General features: G+C 40.9%; 15 protein-coding genes. 13 read left to right on the forward strand and 2 right to left on the reverse strand.

Annotated features, from left to right (window positions below; translation table 11 throughout):
- Positions 1 to 48 precede the first annotated feature (48 nt).
- The 7 genes from ligA to M3189_RS18890 all read left to right on the forward strand — a co-directional run bounded on the left by ligA (position 49) and on the right by M3189_RS18890 (position 10,207).
- Entirely contained in the window at positions 49 to 2,055 is a 2,007-nt protein-coding gene (gene ligA / locus M3189_RS18860) for an NAD-dependent DNA ligase LigA (protein WP_251636533.1), read from the forward strand.
- A gap of 13 nt (positions 2,056 to 2,068) precedes the next feature.
- Positions 2,069 to 3,235, forward strand: a complete 1,167-nt coding sequence (locus M3189_RS18865) for a CamS family sex pheromone protein (RefSeq protein ID WP_251636535.1) — start codon at positions 2,069 to 2,071, stop codon at positions 3,233 to 3,235.
- A gap of 127 nt (positions 3,236 to 3,362) precedes the next feature.
- Complete coding sequence (gene pruA, locus M3189_RS18870; protein WP_251636543.1) at positions 3,363 to 4,910, forward strand: L-glutamate gamma-semialdehyde dehydrogenase; 1,548 nt, start codon at positions 3,363 to 3,365, stop codon at positions 4,908 to 4,910.
- A 367-nt stretch (positions 4,911 to 5,277) separates the two neighbouring features.
- Positions 5,278 to 7,692, forward strand: a complete 2,415-nt coding sequence (nirB, locus tag M3189_RS18875; RefSeq protein ID WP_251636550.1) for a nitrite reductase large subunit NirB — start codon at positions 5,278 to 5,280, stop codon at positions 7,690 to 7,692.
- 6 nt (positions 7,693 to 7,698) lie between these two features.
- Positions 7,699 to 8,019 (forward strand): nitrite reductase small subunit NirD, encoded by a 321-nt coding sequence (nirD, locus tag M3189_RS18880; RefSeq protein WP_251636553.1) that lies wholly within the window; start codon positions 7,699 to 7,701, stop codon positions 8,017 to 8,019.
- Between the two features lie 106 nt (positions 8,020 to 8,125).
- A complete protein-coding gene (gene cobA / locus M3189_RS18885; RefSeq protein WP_251636555.1) occupies positions 8,126 to 9,571 on the forward strand; it encodes a uroporphyrinogen-III C-methyltransferase in 1,446 nt (481 codons plus the stop codon).
- 9 nt (positions 9,572 to 9,580) lie between these two features.
- Positions 9,581 to 10,207, forward strand: a complete 627-nt coding sequence (locus M3189_RS18890; RefSeq protein ID WP_251636558.1) for an NAD(P)-binding protein — start codon at positions 9,581 to 9,583, stop codon at positions 10,205 to 10,207.
- 19 nt (positions 10,208 to 10,226) lie between these two features.
- On the opposite strand, the gene M3189_RS18895 is transcribed toward M3189_RS18890, so the two are convergent.
- Complete coding sequence (locus M3189_RS18895) at positions 10,227 to 10,403, reverse strand: hypothetical protein (RefSeq protein WP_251636560.1); 177 nt, start codon at positions 10,401 to 10,403, stop codon at positions 10,227 to 10,229.
- 167 nt (positions 10,404 to 10,570) lie between these two features.
- On the opposite strand from M3189_RS18895, the gene M3189_RS18900 reads away from it, so the two are divergent.
- Positions 10,571 to 11,620, forward strand: a complete 1,050-nt coding sequence (locus M3189_RS18900) for a glycoside hydrolase family 15 protein (RefSeq protein ID WP_251636563.1) — start codon at positions 10,571 to 10,573, stop codon at positions 11,618 to 11,620.
- Positions 11,621 to 11,663: 43 nt separating this feature from the next.
- Here M3189_RS18900 and M3189_RS18905 read toward each other — a convergent pair whose 3' ends face one another.
- Entirely contained in the window at positions 11,664 to 11,870 is a 207-nt protein-coding gene (locus tag M3189_RS18905) for a hypothetical protein (RefSeq protein ID WP_251636565.1), read from the reverse strand.
- A 248-nt stretch (positions 11,871 to 12,118) separates the two neighbouring features.
- On the opposite strand from M3189_RS18905, the gene aceB reads away from it, so the two are divergent.
- The 5 genes from aceB to M3189_RS18930 all read left to right on the forward strand — a co-directional run bounded on the left by aceB (position 12,119) and on the right by M3189_RS18930 (position 16,622).
- Positions 12,119 to 13,711 carry a malate synthase A gene (aceB, locus tag M3189_RS18910; RefSeq protein ID WP_251636567.1) on the forward strand — a complete coding sequence of 531 codons (1,593 nt, stop codon included), beginning with the start codon at positions 12,119 to 12,121 and terminating at the stop codon, positions 13,709 to 13,711.
- Positions 13,712 to 13,744: 33 nt separating this feature from the next.
- Positions 13,745 to 15,022: an isocitrate lyase gene (aceA, locus tag M3189_RS18915; protein WP_251636569.1), complete on the forward strand. Its 1,278-nt coding sequence runs from the start codon at positions 13,745 to 13,747 to the stop codon at positions 15,020 to 15,022.
- 42 nt (positions 15,023 to 15,064) lie between these two features.
- On the forward strand, positions 15,065 to 15,202 hold the full coding sequence (locus M3189_RS18920; protein ID WP_251636570.1) for a hypothetical protein: 138 nt from the start codon (positions 15,065 to 15,067) through the stop codon (positions 15,200 to 15,202).
- A 133-nt stretch (positions 15,203 to 15,335) separates the two neighbouring features.
- Positions 15,336 to 15,767 (forward strand): YueI family protein, encoded by a 432-nt coding sequence (locus M3189_RS18925; protein ID WP_251636573.1) that lies wholly within the window; start codon positions 15,336 to 15,338, stop codon positions 15,765 to 15,767.
- A 309-nt stretch (positions 15,768 to 16,076) separates the two neighbouring features.
- Positions 16,077 to 16,622: a hypothetical protein gene (locus tag M3189_RS18930; RefSeq protein WP_251636575.1), complete on the forward strand. Its 546-nt coding sequence runs from the start codon at positions 16,077 to 16,079 to the stop codon at positions 16,620 to 16,622.
- The last annotated feature ends 13 nt before the right edge of the window (positions 16,623 to 16,635 follow it).

Here is a 16,635-nt window from a genome sequence, read left to right on the forward strand (position 1 = left end):
AGCTATGGGGCTATTCTCGTATTATTTTACAATGAAAGGGCTGGATATATGGACCTTCAAACAGCGGAATTGAAAGTCAATGAACTAAGAAGCCTGTTAAATCAATATGGCTATGAATACTATGTGCTGGATAAACCCACTGTACCCGATGCTGAGTATGACCGTTTAATGCAGGAGCTGCTAGAGATTGAGGCAAATTTCCCGGAATTAAAAACACCAGACTCACCATCTGTTCGTGTTGGCGGTCAGGTACTAGATTTATTTGAAAAAGTAGAGCACCGCACACCTATGCTAAGCTTAGGGAATGCTTTTAACGAACAGGATTTAAAAGACTTTGACCGCCGTATTCGCCAGGCGGTGGGAGATGATTTCACGTATGTTTGTGAATTAAAGATTGATGGTCTTGCTGTTTCTTTAAGGTATGAAGATGGTTTATTTATCCAAGGTGCAACAAGAGGGGACGGCACCATTGGCGAGGATATTACGGCTAACTTAAAGACAATTAAATCGATTCCCCTTCGCTTACGTGAAGCTGTAACATTAGAGGTTCGAGGCGAGGCATACATGCCGAAGAGTTCTTTTGAGGCATTAAATAAAGCAAAAGAAGAACGCGGGGAAGAGTTAGCAGCAAATCCACGTAATGCGGCGGCGGGTTCACTAAGGCAGCTTGATTCGAAAATTGCAGCTTCACGGAACCTTGATGTCTTTTTATATGGAATTGGCGGAGGTAATGAGATAGACGCTGCTTCACATAGTGAGGGACTCGATTATTTAGATCATCTTGGCTTCAAAACAAATAAAGAGCGACGAAAGTGCCCTACTATTAACGAGGTCATTGAATATGTAAATAGCTGGGTGGATAAACGCCCGAATTTACCCTATGAAATAGATGGAATTGTTATAAAGGTAGATTCCTATGAACACCAGAGCAAGCTTGGAACAACGGCGAAAAGCCCGCGTTGGGCAATTGCCTATAAATTCCCTGCTGAGGAAGTCGTTACAACGCTTTTAGATATTGAATTAAGCGTTGGAAGGACTGGTGTTGTCACTCCAACTGCCATCTTAAAACCAGTTAAGGTAGCAGGGACAACGGTTCAGCGTGCATCCTTGCATAATGAAGACTTAATTCGAGAAAAAGATATTAAGATTGGCGATCAGGTGGTTGTTAAAAAGGCTGGAGATATTATTCCTGAAGTGGTTAATGTCCTACTAGAACAGCGAACCGGTGAAGAACGTGATTTTCAAATGCCAACGCATTGTCCAGAATGCGAAAGTGAGCTTGTCCGTTTTGAAGGTGAGGTTGCTTTACGCTGTATAAATCCGAAGTGTCCGGCGCAAATTCGTGAAGGGTTGATTCATTTTGTATCTCGTGATGCGATGAATATTGATGGCCTTGGTGAAAAAGTCATCAGCCAGCTTTTTGCCGAAAAACTAATCTCGGATGTTGCGGATATTTATAAACTAACCTATGATCAGCTGATAGCTTTAGAAAGAATGGGCGAAAAATCAGTAACGAATCTGTTAAAAGCGATTGAAGCATCGAAAGCTAATTCATTAGAAAAGCTATTATTTGGCCTGGGAATTCGCCATGTTGGCGCAAAAGCAGCTAAAACACTTGCACAAAGCTTTGATAGTATGGGCAAACTAGCTGCTGCAACAAAGGAAGACTTGATTGGAATCAATGAAATTGGTGATAAAATGGCAGATTCAATTGTTGCCTTTTTTGAACAAGAAGAAGCGGAAGCACTGCTAAAGGAATTAGCAGAGGCCGGAGTTAACATGGAATACAAAGGAGCAAAACCTGTTTCAGCACAAGATTCAGATAGTTTTTTTGCTGGAAAAACGGTCGTTCTAACAGGTAAATTGGAACAGCTTTCTAGAAATGAAGCCAAAGAGAAGATTGAAGCTCTTGGAGGGAATGTTTCAGGAAGTGTCAGCAAGAAAACGCACCTTGTAATTGCGGGTGAGGATGCTGGTTCAAAGCTAAAAAAGGCCGAGGAGCTAGGAATTGAAGTTTGGGACGAGGAGAAGCTCTTGGTAGAATTAAATAAATAAGAGGTGTATCGATGTGAGAAAACTCTCATTGCTCGCTCTTTCCCTTGTCATTCTGCTCAGTGGATGTGCACCAAACTTTCAAAAGCAGGAGAATGTTGTGCAAACAAAAGAAGAGGCGAAAGAGAAAGCAATTATTCCGAAATATAATATTTCAGACAACTACTATCGGACGATATTACCGTTCGAACCAGGGGAAGCACGCGGATTAATCGTTGGAAATATTAATACTAGATATGACATTAATGAATTTGAAACTGGGTTAATGAGAATTGCTCAGCACCAATTTGATCCAAAAACCTATTTATTCCGTGAAGGACAGGAATTAAAACGAAATACTGTCAGGCTTTGGTTGAATCGTAAGTTTACAGAAGCGCAACTAAAAGAAGAGGGTTTGAAAGAAAATGAAAATATCGGCTTAAACCCGCTTATGGCAGACGGAGCAGATTTTAAAGAAGGAAATAGTCAAAGCCCAATCTATTTAGCTCATATTTTGGAACATAATTACCTAATCAAAGGTGAAAATGATACTGTTAAATTGGGCGGTGTCGTTATAGGACTTGCATTAAATTCTGTCCATTATTACAGAACGGCCGTAGGTGAACCTTACTTTGAGCGGAAAATTGAGTTTGCTGAAATGGAACGGGAAGGGAAAAAGATAGCGGAAGAGGTCCTTCAACGTCTCCGGGCAACGAAGAATTTAAAGGATGTTCCGATTACTATTGCTCTATTTGAGCAGCAAAGCAGATCTTCTGTTGTTCCAGGCACTTTTTTCACCTATGCAACTGTTGATAAAGGAAGTTCAACCATTAATGCTTGGGAGCCAGTTGCTGAAAAATACTTCCTATTTCCATCTACGGAGGCACAAGAGGCACATCGTGATGATGTAACAGCCTTTTTAAACTTTAAACAGGATGTTGAGGAGTATTTTCCAAACTTTAACGGCGTCATTGGTCGGGCTTTCTATATTGGAGATCAATTTACTGATTTAGATATTACCATCCCAATCCAGTTCTATGGGAAATCAGAGGCTATTGGATTTACACAATATGTAACCGGTCTTGTTCTCGAGCATTTTCCAAATTATATATCCGTTTCGGTAAATGTATCTAGTGTTGACGGACCAGAAGCATTAATTGTCCGCAAGGCAAACGAAGCCGAACCATTTGTCCATATTTACTAACCTGACTTCTTGGTCAGGTCTTTTTTTACATTTATGTCCCTTTAACGCAATCCATTGATAGCGATAAAAGAAACATGTTAGAATGTACAAGGATGTAATGTTTTTAATACATAGGAGGTTTTAAGATATGGTGCAACCTTATAAGCATGAACCATTCACAGATTTTACAAATGAAGAAAACCGTCAAGACTACTTAAACGGTTTAAAGACAGTTGAGAGTTACCTAGGCAAAGATTACCCACTTGTAATCGGCGGAGAAAGAATTACAACCGAAGATAAAATCGTTTCTTATAATCCATCTAATCACAAAGAAATAATTGGCAGCGTATCCAAAGCTAGCAGGGATCTTGCGGAACAAGCCATGCAGGCAGCTGTTGAAGCGTTTAAAACTTGGAAAAAAGTGAAAGCTGAAGTACGTGCAGATGTATTATTCAAAGCTGCGACCATCATTCGCCGCCGTAAACATGAGTTCTCTGCTCTTTTAACAAAGGAAGCAGGTAAACCATGGAGAGAAGCGGATGCAGATACTGCAGAAGCCATTGACTTTCTTGAATATTACGGCCGCCAAATGCTACAACTTAAAGATGGCGTTCCGGTAAATAGCCGTCCAAACGAATTTAACCGTTATAACTATATTCCACTAGGCGTTGGAATCATCATTTCACCTTGGAACTTCCCATTAGCGATTATGGCTGGTACAACAGTAGCAGCGATTGTTTCTGGAAATACGGTTTTACTTAAACCAGCTTCTACGACTCCTGTTGTTGCAGCGAAATTCGTTGAAGTCATGGAAGAAGCAGGTCTTCCTAAAGGTGTTTTAAACTTTGTACCAGGAAGCGGCGCTGAAGTTGGCGACTACTTAGTCGACCATAAAGATACTCGTTTCATCAGCTTCACGGGTTCACGAGATGTCGGACTTCGTATTTTCGAACGTTCATCAAAAGTAAACCAAGGTCAAGTTTGGATGAAGCGTTTGATTGCGGAGATGGGCGGTAAAGATACCATCGTGGTTGACTCAGAAGCAGATCTTGAGCTTGCTGCACAATCCATTGTTGCTGGAGCATTTGGTTTCTCTGGTCAAAAATGTTCAGCATGCTCTCGTGCCGTTATCGTTGAGGGTGTTTATGATACAGTATTGAACCGTGTGGTTGAATTAACCAAAGAATTAACAGTAGGTGACCCAACTGAGCAAGGTACATTCATGGGTCCAGTTAACGATAATAATGCTTTCAAGAAAATCATGGAATATGTAGAAATCGGCAAGCAAGAAGGCAAGTTAATGACTGGCGGCGAAGGAGACAATTCAAAAGGCTACTTCATTCAACCTACGGTGATTGCTGACCTTGCTCCAGATGCACGAATCATGCAGGAAGAAATCTTTGGACCAGTGGTTGGTTTCACGAAAGCAAAGGATTTCACGGAAGCGATTGAAATTGCGAACAACACTGAGTATGGCTTAACGGGTGCCGTTATCACGACGAATCGTGAACACCTTGAGCAGGCTCGTGAAGACTTCCATGTTGGTAACTTATACTTCAACCGTTCATGTACGGGTGCAATTGTTGGTTATCAGCCATTTGGCGGCTTCAACATGTCTGGAACGGACTCCAAAGCAGGCGGTCCTGACTACTTGCTGCTTCATATGCAAGCTAAAACAACATCTGAGATGTATTAATTTCCAATTTTTAAAGCCCAATTCAAAGGAGTTGGGCTTTTTAATTCATTGATTTATGGAAAATAATGTCTAATAGTCCAAAACCCCTTGGAAAAAGTCCAAAACGATTATAAAAAAGTCCAAAACTATACGAAAATGGTCCATAACCCTCTGAAAAAGTCCAAAACCCCACCAAAATAGTCCAAAAGATTACCCACCATCCACTTTCCTATCTATATTTGACAATTATGTGAAGGTGTTCACAAACTAAAGGTAATTTGTGACGTACTTCACAATATTTCTGTCCGAAGAGGATTACTATGTATTTATAGAGAAAAACATAATTAACGTAAATTCATAGATAAACCCTATAAGGAGCGAATCCAAGATGAAAAAACTAGTGATGATAGGAAACGGGATGGCGGGAGTTAGGACAATAGAGGAAATTCTTAAACTTTCACCAGATCAATTTGAAATTACTATTTTTGGACAAGAACCACACCCCAACTACAATCGCATAAAATTATCAAATATTCTTCAAGGGGATACAAGTTTTGAAGAAATTATTATTAATCCATTAGACTGGTATAAAGAAAATAAGATTCAATTATTTACTGGTGAAGCAGTAACGAGGATTGATATAGAAGCAAAGAAGGTGATTTCCGACCAAGGTCGTGAAGTTGAGTATGATGAACTGATTATTGCCACAGGCTCTAATTCTTTTATCCTGCCAATTCCGGGTGCAGACAAATTAGGTGTGACCGGTTTTCGTGATATAAATGATTGTGAAATGATGATCAAATCAGCAAATCAATATAAAAAAGCAGTGGTAATTGGCGGCGGACTTTTAGGTCTTGAAGCAGCAAGAGGACTACTAAACCTAGGCATGAAGGTGGATGTGGTCCACTTAATGCCGAGTTTAATGGAGCGTCAGCTAGATCCAATTGCGTCATCCCTACTGAAAGCAGAGCTCGAATCACAGGGTATGAACTTTTTAATGGAAAAGGAAACAGTTGAAATCATCGGTGATGAGCGTGTTGCTGGGCTTCGTTTTAAAGATGGGACCTTTGCGAGAGCGGATCTTGTTGTAATGGCAATCGGAATAAAATCGAATACCAGTGTCGCAAAAGACAGCGGAATTTATGTCAATCGTGGAATTGTTGTGAATGACTATATGGAAACAAGTGCACCGAATGTCTATGCTGTTGGTGAATGTGCCGAACACAGAGAAATTGTATATGGCTTAGTTGCGCCATTATACGAGCAAGGTAGAATTCTGGCGGAAAGAATTTGTGGGATAGAAGCGGCGCCATATAAGGGCTCCGTTACTGGAACTCAACTTAAAGTTGCTGGAGTGGACCTTTACTCAGCAGGTGAAATTTTCGAAGATGGTACCACTAAATCCATTATGGTTTACAACGAATATGAGGGTATCTATAAAAGGGTATTAGTCCGCAATAACAGAATTGTTGGGATTGTCCTCTATGGTGACACAAAAGATAGTACAAGATTGTTCCGAATGCTGTCCAAAAAAGAGGATATTACTGGGGTAGCGATTTTTGAATCACAATGTTCAGCAGAAGGCGGAAGCGGCGACATTGCCTCCATGCCTAATGATGAATTGGTATGCGGATGCAACGGTGTAACGAAAGGTGCAATTGTCGAAGCGATCAAAACACAAGGTCTGACTACTCTTGATCAAGTTAGTCATTGTACCAATGCCGGCCGTTCTTGCGGACGCTGTAAACCGATGGTGAATGACATTTTAGCTTATACACTTGGTGATCAATTTGATGCCGCTGCAGCACAAAAAACAAGCATTTGCGGTTGTACAACCATCAGCCGTGAAGAATTGATTGCTGAAATTAAGGAAAAAGGCTTAACAAGTGTGAAAGAAGTTATGAACGTTCTAGAGTGGAATAACGAAGAAGGTTGTACGAAATGTCGTCCGGCTATCAACTATTACCTTGGCATGATTCACATGGATGAATACAAAGATGACCGTGACTCACGTCTAGTAAATGAAAAAATGCATGCGAATATACAGAAGGATGGAACCTACTCAGTTGTTCCAAGAATGTATGGCGGCGTTACGACTGCTGCTGATTTGAAAAAAATTGCTGAGGTTGCCCAAAAGTATGAGGTGCCATTAGTAAAATTAACCGGCGGGCAGCGGATTGGCTTGTTTGGAGTGAAAAGAGAAGACCTGCCAAGCATGTGGAAAGAGCTTGATATGCCATCAGGTTATGCATATGGAAAAACACTTCGTACCGTTAAAACTTGCGTAGGAGCACAATTCTGCCGCTATGGTACACAGGATTCAATGGCACTTGGAATTGAGCTCGAAAAGAAATTTGAACGTCTTGATACACCACATAAAGTAAAAATGGGTGTGTCCGCTTGCCCAAGAAACTGCTCAGAGGCGGGGATTAAAGACATTGGTTTTGTAGGTATTGATGGAGGCTGGGAAATCTATGTAGCCGGTAATGGGGGTGTCGATCTTCGTGCTGGTGACCTATTAGCTACAGTGAAAACAGAAGCTGAAGTCATGGAAATGACTGGTGCCTACCTTCAATATTACCGAGAAACAGCCAATTACTTGGAGCGTACTTCAAAGTGGGTAGAACGAGTTGGCTTAGAGCATGTAAAAGAGGTCCTCGCAAACGAAGAAAAGAGAAAAGCGTTAAATGAGCGCATGAATCAAACGTTGAAGAAGTACATTGAGCCTTGGAATGAAGCAATCGAAAGTGAAAATATTAAAGAAAAATATTATGCAGTACACACTGTCAAGGCAGGAGAGTGATTATAAATGATCTTAACAAAAACTCGTACTCTAGTTGCTAATTATTCTAATCTCCAAGTCAAGGCTGGTTATTCCGTGAAAATTGATGATAATGAAATAGCGTTGTTTAAAGTTTCAAACGGTAATGTATTCGCAATTGAAAACCGAAGTCCGCATCCAAAAGGCGGTGTTTTAACCGAAGGTCTAGTAAGCGGTGAGTTTGTTTTCTGCCCAGTCTATGATTGGAAAATCTCCTTAGCTGACGGAAAAGTTCAAGCACCGGATGAAGGCAAAGTAAAGACCTATCAGGTGGAAGTAGAAGGAAATAACGTTTATATTATTATATAAGGCTGTTTTGCAATAATTTATTGCTCATTCAAGTGTTTCTAATCTACAAATCAATAAAGGTTAAGAAAAGAGCTTTTTATAAAGAGTTTGGAAGGATGGCTGCAGGATGAAAACAGGAAAAGTATTTTTAGTGGGAGCAGGGCCAGGGGATGTTCGCTTAATCACGGTGAAGGGAATGGAGGCAATTCAGCAGGCGGAAGTTATTTTATATGACCGCCTGGCCAATCCAAAGCTATTGGAGTTTGCTCCAGATGATTGCGAGCTGATTTATTGCGGCAAATTACCTGACCGCCATACTTTACGGCAAGAGCATATCAACGACCTTTTAGTTGAAAAAGCATTAGAGGGTAAAATGGTAGTCCGATTAAAGGGCGGAGATCCTGGTGTTTTTGGCCGTGTTGGCGAAGAAGCGGCAGCCCTTGCACACTATCAAATTCCATTTGAAATTGTTCCTGGCATTTCATCGGGGATTGCAGCCCCCCTTTATGCCGGAATTCCTGTTACTCATCGTGAACATGCGGAATCATTCGCAGTCGTAACGGCACATGATAAATCAGTCGATGGTAAGCCAATGCTTGATTGGGAGGGCCTTGTCCGCGGTGTTGATACGATAGCTTTTTACATGGGTGTTGGTAATCTGCCATATATCTGTGAAAATCTCATCGCCCATGGGAAATCAGCAGCCACGCCAGTGATTTTAATACAGTGGGGAACATTTGGGCGCCAGAAGACTTTACAAGGAAGTTTAACTGATATTGTAGCAAAGGTGCTTGAGGCGAAGTTTAGCAACCCTTCGATTATTCTTGTTGGAGATGTCATTTCTCTCCGTGAAAAAATCAGCTGGTTTGAAAAAATGCCCTTGTACGGCCGTCAAATATTACTTGCCCGCACAGGTGTAAGTGTTAGTGGCATAGCGAAGGAATTGATGGAAAAGGGGGCAGACGTCATCGAGTTTCCTAAATGGAAAAAGACAAAAGTACCTGTTGAATTGGGGAATATTACCGACTTCGATAAAATTATGTTCTCATCGCCTGAAAGTGTCGATGAATTCTTTAGTGCCGTTATTGAAAAAGGGATAGATATTCGAAAAATAACTGCTGATTTCTATGGGTGCTCGAGCAAATCGATTAACGCATTAAGAGAGCGTGGGTTTATTGCTAGACTCATCAAAGACATGCCACAGGAAGGTAGCTTGCTGGTTGTCGGAGAGAATAATAAATATGAGTTTGAAAATGCAGACTTTTTAGTTACGAGTAAAAAAGAGCTAGATCAGCAGTTTCTGCCTATTTTTCATCGTATGCTAGAAGAAGCTGATGTAAATACAATGGTTTTTCCAAGTGCGGCATCCGTCGAAGTATTTATCGAAAGCCTGAAGGAATGCGGTATTGACGTGTTTGACCTTTTGAAGGATGTACAAGTGGTATGCATGGGACACAACACAAAAAAGGCAGCTGAACGTGCGAGCTTAGTAGTAGATGGAATGCCTGATGCTCCAACAAGAAAAGCTATGGTGGAATACTTAATCCAGTCTAGGATGCCTGAGGAAAGGTAGGGTTTATGATTGAATTCGAACTATCCGATTATGGTAAGGCTCGAGGGGGAAAAAGTAGTGGTCATAGGCGGCGGCAGGGTTGCAGAACGGAAAGTAGCCGGACTGCTCGGTACAGGCTCGCTTATCACGGTAATTAGTCCTCAAGCTACAGATGAACTTAAAGGACTAGCGAGTGGTGGATTGATAAAGTGGCTTGAAAAGTCTTTTTCAAAAGAGGATATTGAAGAGGCGTTTTTAATTTTTGCTGCAACGAATGATAAAGTGTTAAATCAGTCTATCAAAATGGCAGCGAGCGACCATCAGCTGGTGACGATTGCCGATGACCCAGATGGATCGGATTTCCATGTTCCCTCTCATATTCAGCGGGGACGGTTGAGCATTGCTGTATCTACAGGCGGGGCTAGTCCAACACTTGCGAGGAAAATAAGAGAACAGTTAGAGAACCAATTTGATGAATCGTATGATGAATATCTAGAATTCCTATTTTCAGCTAGGCAGCGAATTTTAAAAGAAGTGAAAGACCCCTCTAGAAAGGGAAAAATATTAACAGCAATCGTAAGTGAAGAATTCTTGAAAAATCCAAATCGTGAGGCTGACTTTTCAAGGTTATTGCAATACATAGAAAATGACGTGTGAATTCACACGTCATTTTTTTTTACAAGTTAATCGGGTTGTTTTCGTATTCCTCTAATTGTTCTTGTAGATTTATAATGTAATTCATCATCGCAATTCTTACTACCGACGGGTAATATCGACTGTTAAGTTCATGTTCACATTCCTCTAAATCCATCCTTTTAACAGCAATAATTTTATCTAATTCATCCACGCTCATTGCTGTTCACCCCTACTATCAAAAACTTCATGTTCCCCACTCTCCTAATCTATTTTTATAGTAGTAAGCATAGACAACTTTTTCATAGTTTATACATATTTTTTGGTTGTATAAAAAGGCTGCAAACGGGCTAAAAAGAAAGATAAAAAGGAAATGAGGTTGAATGGATGAACGAGAGAATATTTCATAGCTATCAAATTTTAGATCAGTTACGTTTGCCGCATGGATTGTATTTGGCCTCTTCCTCAAAGGACTATCATTATGTCTGGTTACGAGATTCTTTTTATATGTCATTGCCTTATTTAGAAAAAAACAATCAAATTTATGAAATGACCTATCATCGAATTTTGGATTTGTTTAGAGAATACGAATGGAAGTTGGATATTCATACCGTTCAAAGGCCAAGAGAGCAATGGGAATACATTCACTCTAGATACTCCGCATCTGAAGTCAGGGAAATAGATACACCTTGGGGACATGCCCAGCATGACGCCATTGGAGCTATCCTTTGGGGGATTGGGATGGGCCAAAAAAGAGGTAAAACGATAATCAGAGACGATAAGGATCACGAGATTGTACAAAAGCTGGTTGGCTACTTAGGCTGTGTACAGTACTGGGAAGACGCAGATAATGGCATGTGGGAAGAATGGAGGGAAATTCATTCAAGCTCTGTTGGGGCGTGTGTAGCAGGCCTTCAGGCTGTAAAAGATATCGTATTTGTGCCAGAAGAATGGATTACGAAGGGCAGGCAGACCCTTACTCATCTTTATCCACATGAAAGCAGTGACCGTCCATTTGATTTAGCACAATTGAGTTTAATCTTCCCCTACGGGGTTTTGATGGGGGACGAGGCGAGAGTGGTGGTTGACCAAATTGAATCACACTTATTACGTGAACGCGGGGTTATCCGCTATAAAGGGGATTCCTATTATTCCACGGTTGAACACGAAGGAAGGCATCACGATTTTCCATTTTATTATGGTACGGAGGCGGAGTGGACCTTTGGGCTGCCATGGCTGGCGCTTTGCCATTTAGAATTAGGGAATGTTGAAAAAGCGAATCATTACATAAAACGAACAGAAAAGGTAATGCTCAGTGACGGGAGCTTGCCAGAACTGTATTTTGCAAGAACAGATAGCTATAATTCCAATACTCCGCTAGGCTGGGGAAGTGCCATGTATATTTTAGCAAAAGAGAGATATGAAAGAATTGTATAGGTAGGAGGGCTGTCGGAGATCATTCGGCAGCCCTTTTTCTAAATTATTCGGTTGAAGTAGCTTTTACTGTATTTTGTGCTTGCGTAACAGCTGATAAAGCAGAAGAGATTTCACTTGATGCTTGTTTCATCGCTTCCTGAGCTAGGGTTGGATCTGAATTTGCTTTTTCAATTGCTTGACTAAGCAGTGTTTGTGTCAGCGTTACATTCGCTTTCGCTTGATTTAATTGGTTGACATCAATTTGTGGCATAACGATTCCTCCTTTAAACAATTGTGAAGCACCTCTATATCATGACCTTCCATTTGCTAAATATTATTGGAAAAAAACACCTTTCAAATGATCTAATCAGATTGGAGATATTACGTAAGAAAACTTCAACAGGGAATTTGTACCTATTTTTGAAAATTTTCTGAAAAATAGTTCCATTTTGAAAATTAGTGTTATATAATACAACACATGGATATACGCTGTATTATAACAAAGAGGTGAATACGTTCATGTCGACGCAAACAACAGGAATTGAAGTGGTTGGTGCCAAGAAAGCGCAATACGATGAGGTTTTAACACCAAAGGCACTGAAGTTTATCGAGGAACTTGAGCAAAACTTTGGTGCAAGGCGAATGGAACTGTTGCAGTACAGGCAAAAACGCCAAGAGGAATTGAATCACGGAAAGCTTCCGGATTTCCTTCCTGAAACAAAGCCTATTCGTAATGGGGACTGGACAATTGCTCCATTGCCAAAAGATCTTCAGGATCGCCGTGTAGAGATTACTGGACCGACAGAAAGAAAAATGGTCATCAACGCACTAAATTCTGGTGCAAAGGTTTTTATGGCAGATTGTGAAGATGCAACTTCACCAACCTGGGAAAATATCGTCGAGGGACAAATCAACTTAAGAGACGCAGTAAATCGAACGATTTCCTATGAAAATCAAAATGGCAAAAGATATGTGCTGAATGAGGAAACAGCAGTTTTATTTGTAAGACCGCGTGGACTACATTTAGAAGAGAAACATGTGCTGCTAAATGGCAAGCCTATTTCTGGGAGCTTTTTTGATTTTGGAATGTACTTTTTCCATAATGTAAAAAGTCTGCTGGCAAGAAGAACAGGTCCTTATTTTTACCTGCCGAAGCTAGAAAGCCATTTAGAAGCACGGCTTTGGAATGATGTATTTAATTTTGCACAGAAAAAACTTGGAATACCTCAAGGAACGATTAAAGCAACCGTCTTAATTGAGACCATTATGGCAGCATTTGAAATGAATGAAATTCTATTTGAATTAAAGGAACACTCAGCAGGCTTAAACTGCGGCAGATGGGATTATATTTTTAGCTATTTGAAAAAACTGCGTAACCATGAAAATATCATTCTGCCAGATCGATCTCAGGTTAGTATGACTGTACCATTTATGCGTTCTTACTCCTTGTTGACGATTCAAACCTGTCACCGACGGAAAGCGCCCGCAATTGGCGGGATGGCGGCACAAATACCAATTCGTGATAATCCTCAGGCTAACGAGGAAGCATTCGCAAAGGTTCGTGGAGATAAAGAACGTGAAGCGTACGATGGTCATGATGGTACATGGGTAGCACACCCGGGTCTTGTCCCGGTAGCTCTAGAAGTATTTGATCGAGAAATGCCGATGGCTAACCAGATTCATACAAACAAACAACAAAAGATTACGATAACAGCGAGTGATTTGCTCGAGACACCAAACGGTAAAATTACCGAAGAAGGTGTGCGCGTAAATATCAATATAGGAATTCAATATATGGCTTCGTGGTTATCTGGCAGAGGGGCTGCACCTATTCATAACTTAATGGAGGATGCGGCAACGGCTGAAATCTCACGGGCTCAAGTTTGGCAATGGATCCGCCACCCAAAAGGTGTGTTGGCGGACGGAAGGAAAGTAACTGCAGAGATGTATAAGCATTTTAAGGTTGAGGAACTAGAGAAAATAAAGAATGAAATTGGCTCTGACACTTATGAGAATGGCCGCTTCACTGAAGCGGTGGAACTATTTGACAGATTGATCCTAAATGATGAGTTTGTAGAATTCTTAACATTACCTGGGTATAAGCTTTTATAAAAAAATTTGATAGATTAATAGGAGGAATTTAAAATGACAAATTCAAGAGCGAAGGAATTACAAGAAAGCTGGGAATTAGATAAACGCTGGAATGGGATAACTAGACCATATAGTGCTGAGGATGTTATTAAGCTTCGTGGTTCTCTTGATATCGAGCATACATTGGCTAGACGTGGTGCAGAAAAGCTTTGGAAGCAGATGAATGAAGAAAATTACGTTAATGCACTAGGGGCGTTAACAGGAAATCAAGCTGTTCAGCAGGTAAAAGCTGGGTTGAAGGCAATTTACCTAAGTGGTTGGCAGGTTGCAGCAGATGCCAATCTATCTGGGCATATGTATCCGGATCAAAGCTTGTATCCCGCAAACAGCGTGCCGAGTGTGGTAAAACGAATTAACCAAGCCCTTCAGCGTGCGGATCAAATTACCCATTCAGAAGGCGATGATTCGATTGATTGGTTTGTTCCAATTGTAGCGGACGCAGAAGCGGGCTTTGGCGGGCAATTAAACTGCTTTGAATTGATGAAGGGAATGATTGAAGCAGGAGCTGCAGGCGTCCATTTTGAAGATCAACTTTCCTCTGAGAAAAAATGTGGTCACTTAGGCGGTAAAGTTTTATTGCCAACACAAACTGCGGTTCGGAACTTAATCGCTGCTCGTTTGGCTGCAGATGTTATGGGAGTTCCAACTGTATTGGTTGCACGCACGGATGCAAATGCTGCCGATTTAATTACGAGTGATATTGATATGAACGACGCACCGTTCATTACGGGTGAGCGGACAGCAGAAGGCTTTTTCCGTACTAAGGCAGGACTTGATCAGGCGATTGCCCGCGGTTTAGCCTATGCACCATATGCAGATCTAATCTGGTGTGAAACATCAGAGCCAAACATTGAGGAAGCGAGACGTTTTGCGGAAGCAATCCATGAAAAGTTCCCTGGTAAAATGCTTGCTTACAACTGTTCACCATCGTTTAACTGGAAAAAGAAACTCGATCAAGAAACGATTGCAAAATTCCAGCAAGAGCTTGGAAAAATGGGCTACAAGTTCCAATTCGTAACATTAGCCGGTTTCCATGCCTTGAACCACAGCATGTTTAAATTAGCTCGCGGCTACAAGGAGCGTGGTATGGCGGCATACTCCGAATTGCAGCAGGCTGAGTTTGACAGCGAGCAATACGGCTACACAGCAACAAGACATCAACGTGAAGTAGGAACAGGCTACTTTGACCAAGTTTCCATGGTCATCACTGGTGGCACATCTTCTACGACCGCATTAAAAGGTTCAACTGAAGAAGAGCAATTTACAAAATAGCCTTTACGTTATCCCCTTTCTCTAAGTTGAGAAGGGGGATTTTTGGCTTGGCGGGAGGCATTTACTTGCGGATGGTGGAAAATACTTGCGGATAGCGAGAAATACTTGCGGATGACGGAAAATACTTGCGGATGGCTGAAAATACTTGCGGATGGCGGAAAATACTTGCGGATGGCGTAGAATACTTGCGGATAGCAAGAAATACTCTCGGAAGCAGAAAACACTCGCGAATAACGGCTACTTTTTTGGAAATGAACATTTTTTAGGGTATTATCATACATAATAATAGTCCTTTTAAAAGGAGTTGATCTGTTTGAAAAAGCCGAACGTGGAGGAAGTCCTTCAACAGGGAATACATGGACCTTTGGAAACGAAGCCAGATGAACGGCGGAAATTTCTAGGTACCTTACGAGAACGCATCATTCTTGCTCTTAAGAAAAGCCAAGTGGCCGAAGCGACGATTTATCCCCAAGTAGAGAAAGAAATGAAGAAAAATCCTAAGGTAAATCTTTTACTGAACGGAAATATGGACTATACGGTCTTATCCAAATATGTAAAATTAGCAGCCAAACACAATATTGAGCATAAAATTGTAACCAACAAGGAACATGATACAGAAGTGGGTTTATTACTTACGATGGACGAAGCAGTTGATAAAGAAGACATTTACATTACGAAGAAAGAAATCAGCCAGCCTGAACCCCAAAAAAGCAAAGGACTCTTTGCGAAACTCTTTAAACGATAGCGATCATGCACAAAGGAAGCAGTCTATCCCCAGACTGCTTCCTTTGTCATTCAACTAGGTTCATTAGAAGGGGTATTTAGAACTATATTTGGATATAACTGGAATTATACGAAAAGTTGGAATATTATTATTTATAAGGAGACTATCATTTAAGTCATTAAATTAGGAAGGGAGTAAATAGATAGCAACCTCATAATAGGAACGAGAAGAAAAATGGTCAGTAGGAAGTCGGTATTCATTTTACGCTGTACTTTTTGCTAGAGATAACTAGATTACTAACATCTGGCCAAAATCTAGGAGGAGATAATTATGAGAAGAGGAATAGTTCTTTTAATAGTGATTGTTATGATGTTTACTCTGGCAGGATGCAAATATCCGACGCTAGAAAAGGCGATTGCAGAAACGATCCCTTTTGAAGTGCAAGAAGTTTTATACAAGTCGAAAAGTGATGGGATAACAATCGTCCTGTACTCAACGAAAGCAGAAGGGGAAGAAGTGGAAGATATAAAGGAACCGGTGCTGGGTGTTTCTTTCTTTGAAGGGAACGATGAAGAAGGATGGAAAAATGATGGTCCGAATGGGTGGGAACATGCGGAGAGCGAAACCTATTCCATTTATAATGAGAACTACACCAAGTATGATGACAAAGGTAATGTTCATAAGGATATTTACGTTGTGTTTGGAGAAATCAATAATGAGAATATCACTGCCATTGAAATCGCCAACCAGGATACGGAAGATTATAAAAAGGCAAAAATGATTAAAAAGGATGGAAAACGCTATTATGTGGGAATAGGCATCCGCCCGCAGGTCAGAGCTCTAAATAGTAATGGAGAGGTTATACCTCAACAATAATCAATACATAATC

Source organism: Neobacillus niacini, assembly GCF_023715415.1.
GTDB classification, from domain to species: Bacteria; Bacillota; Bacilli; order Bacillales; family Cytobacillaceae; genus Neobacillus; species Neobacillus niacini_C.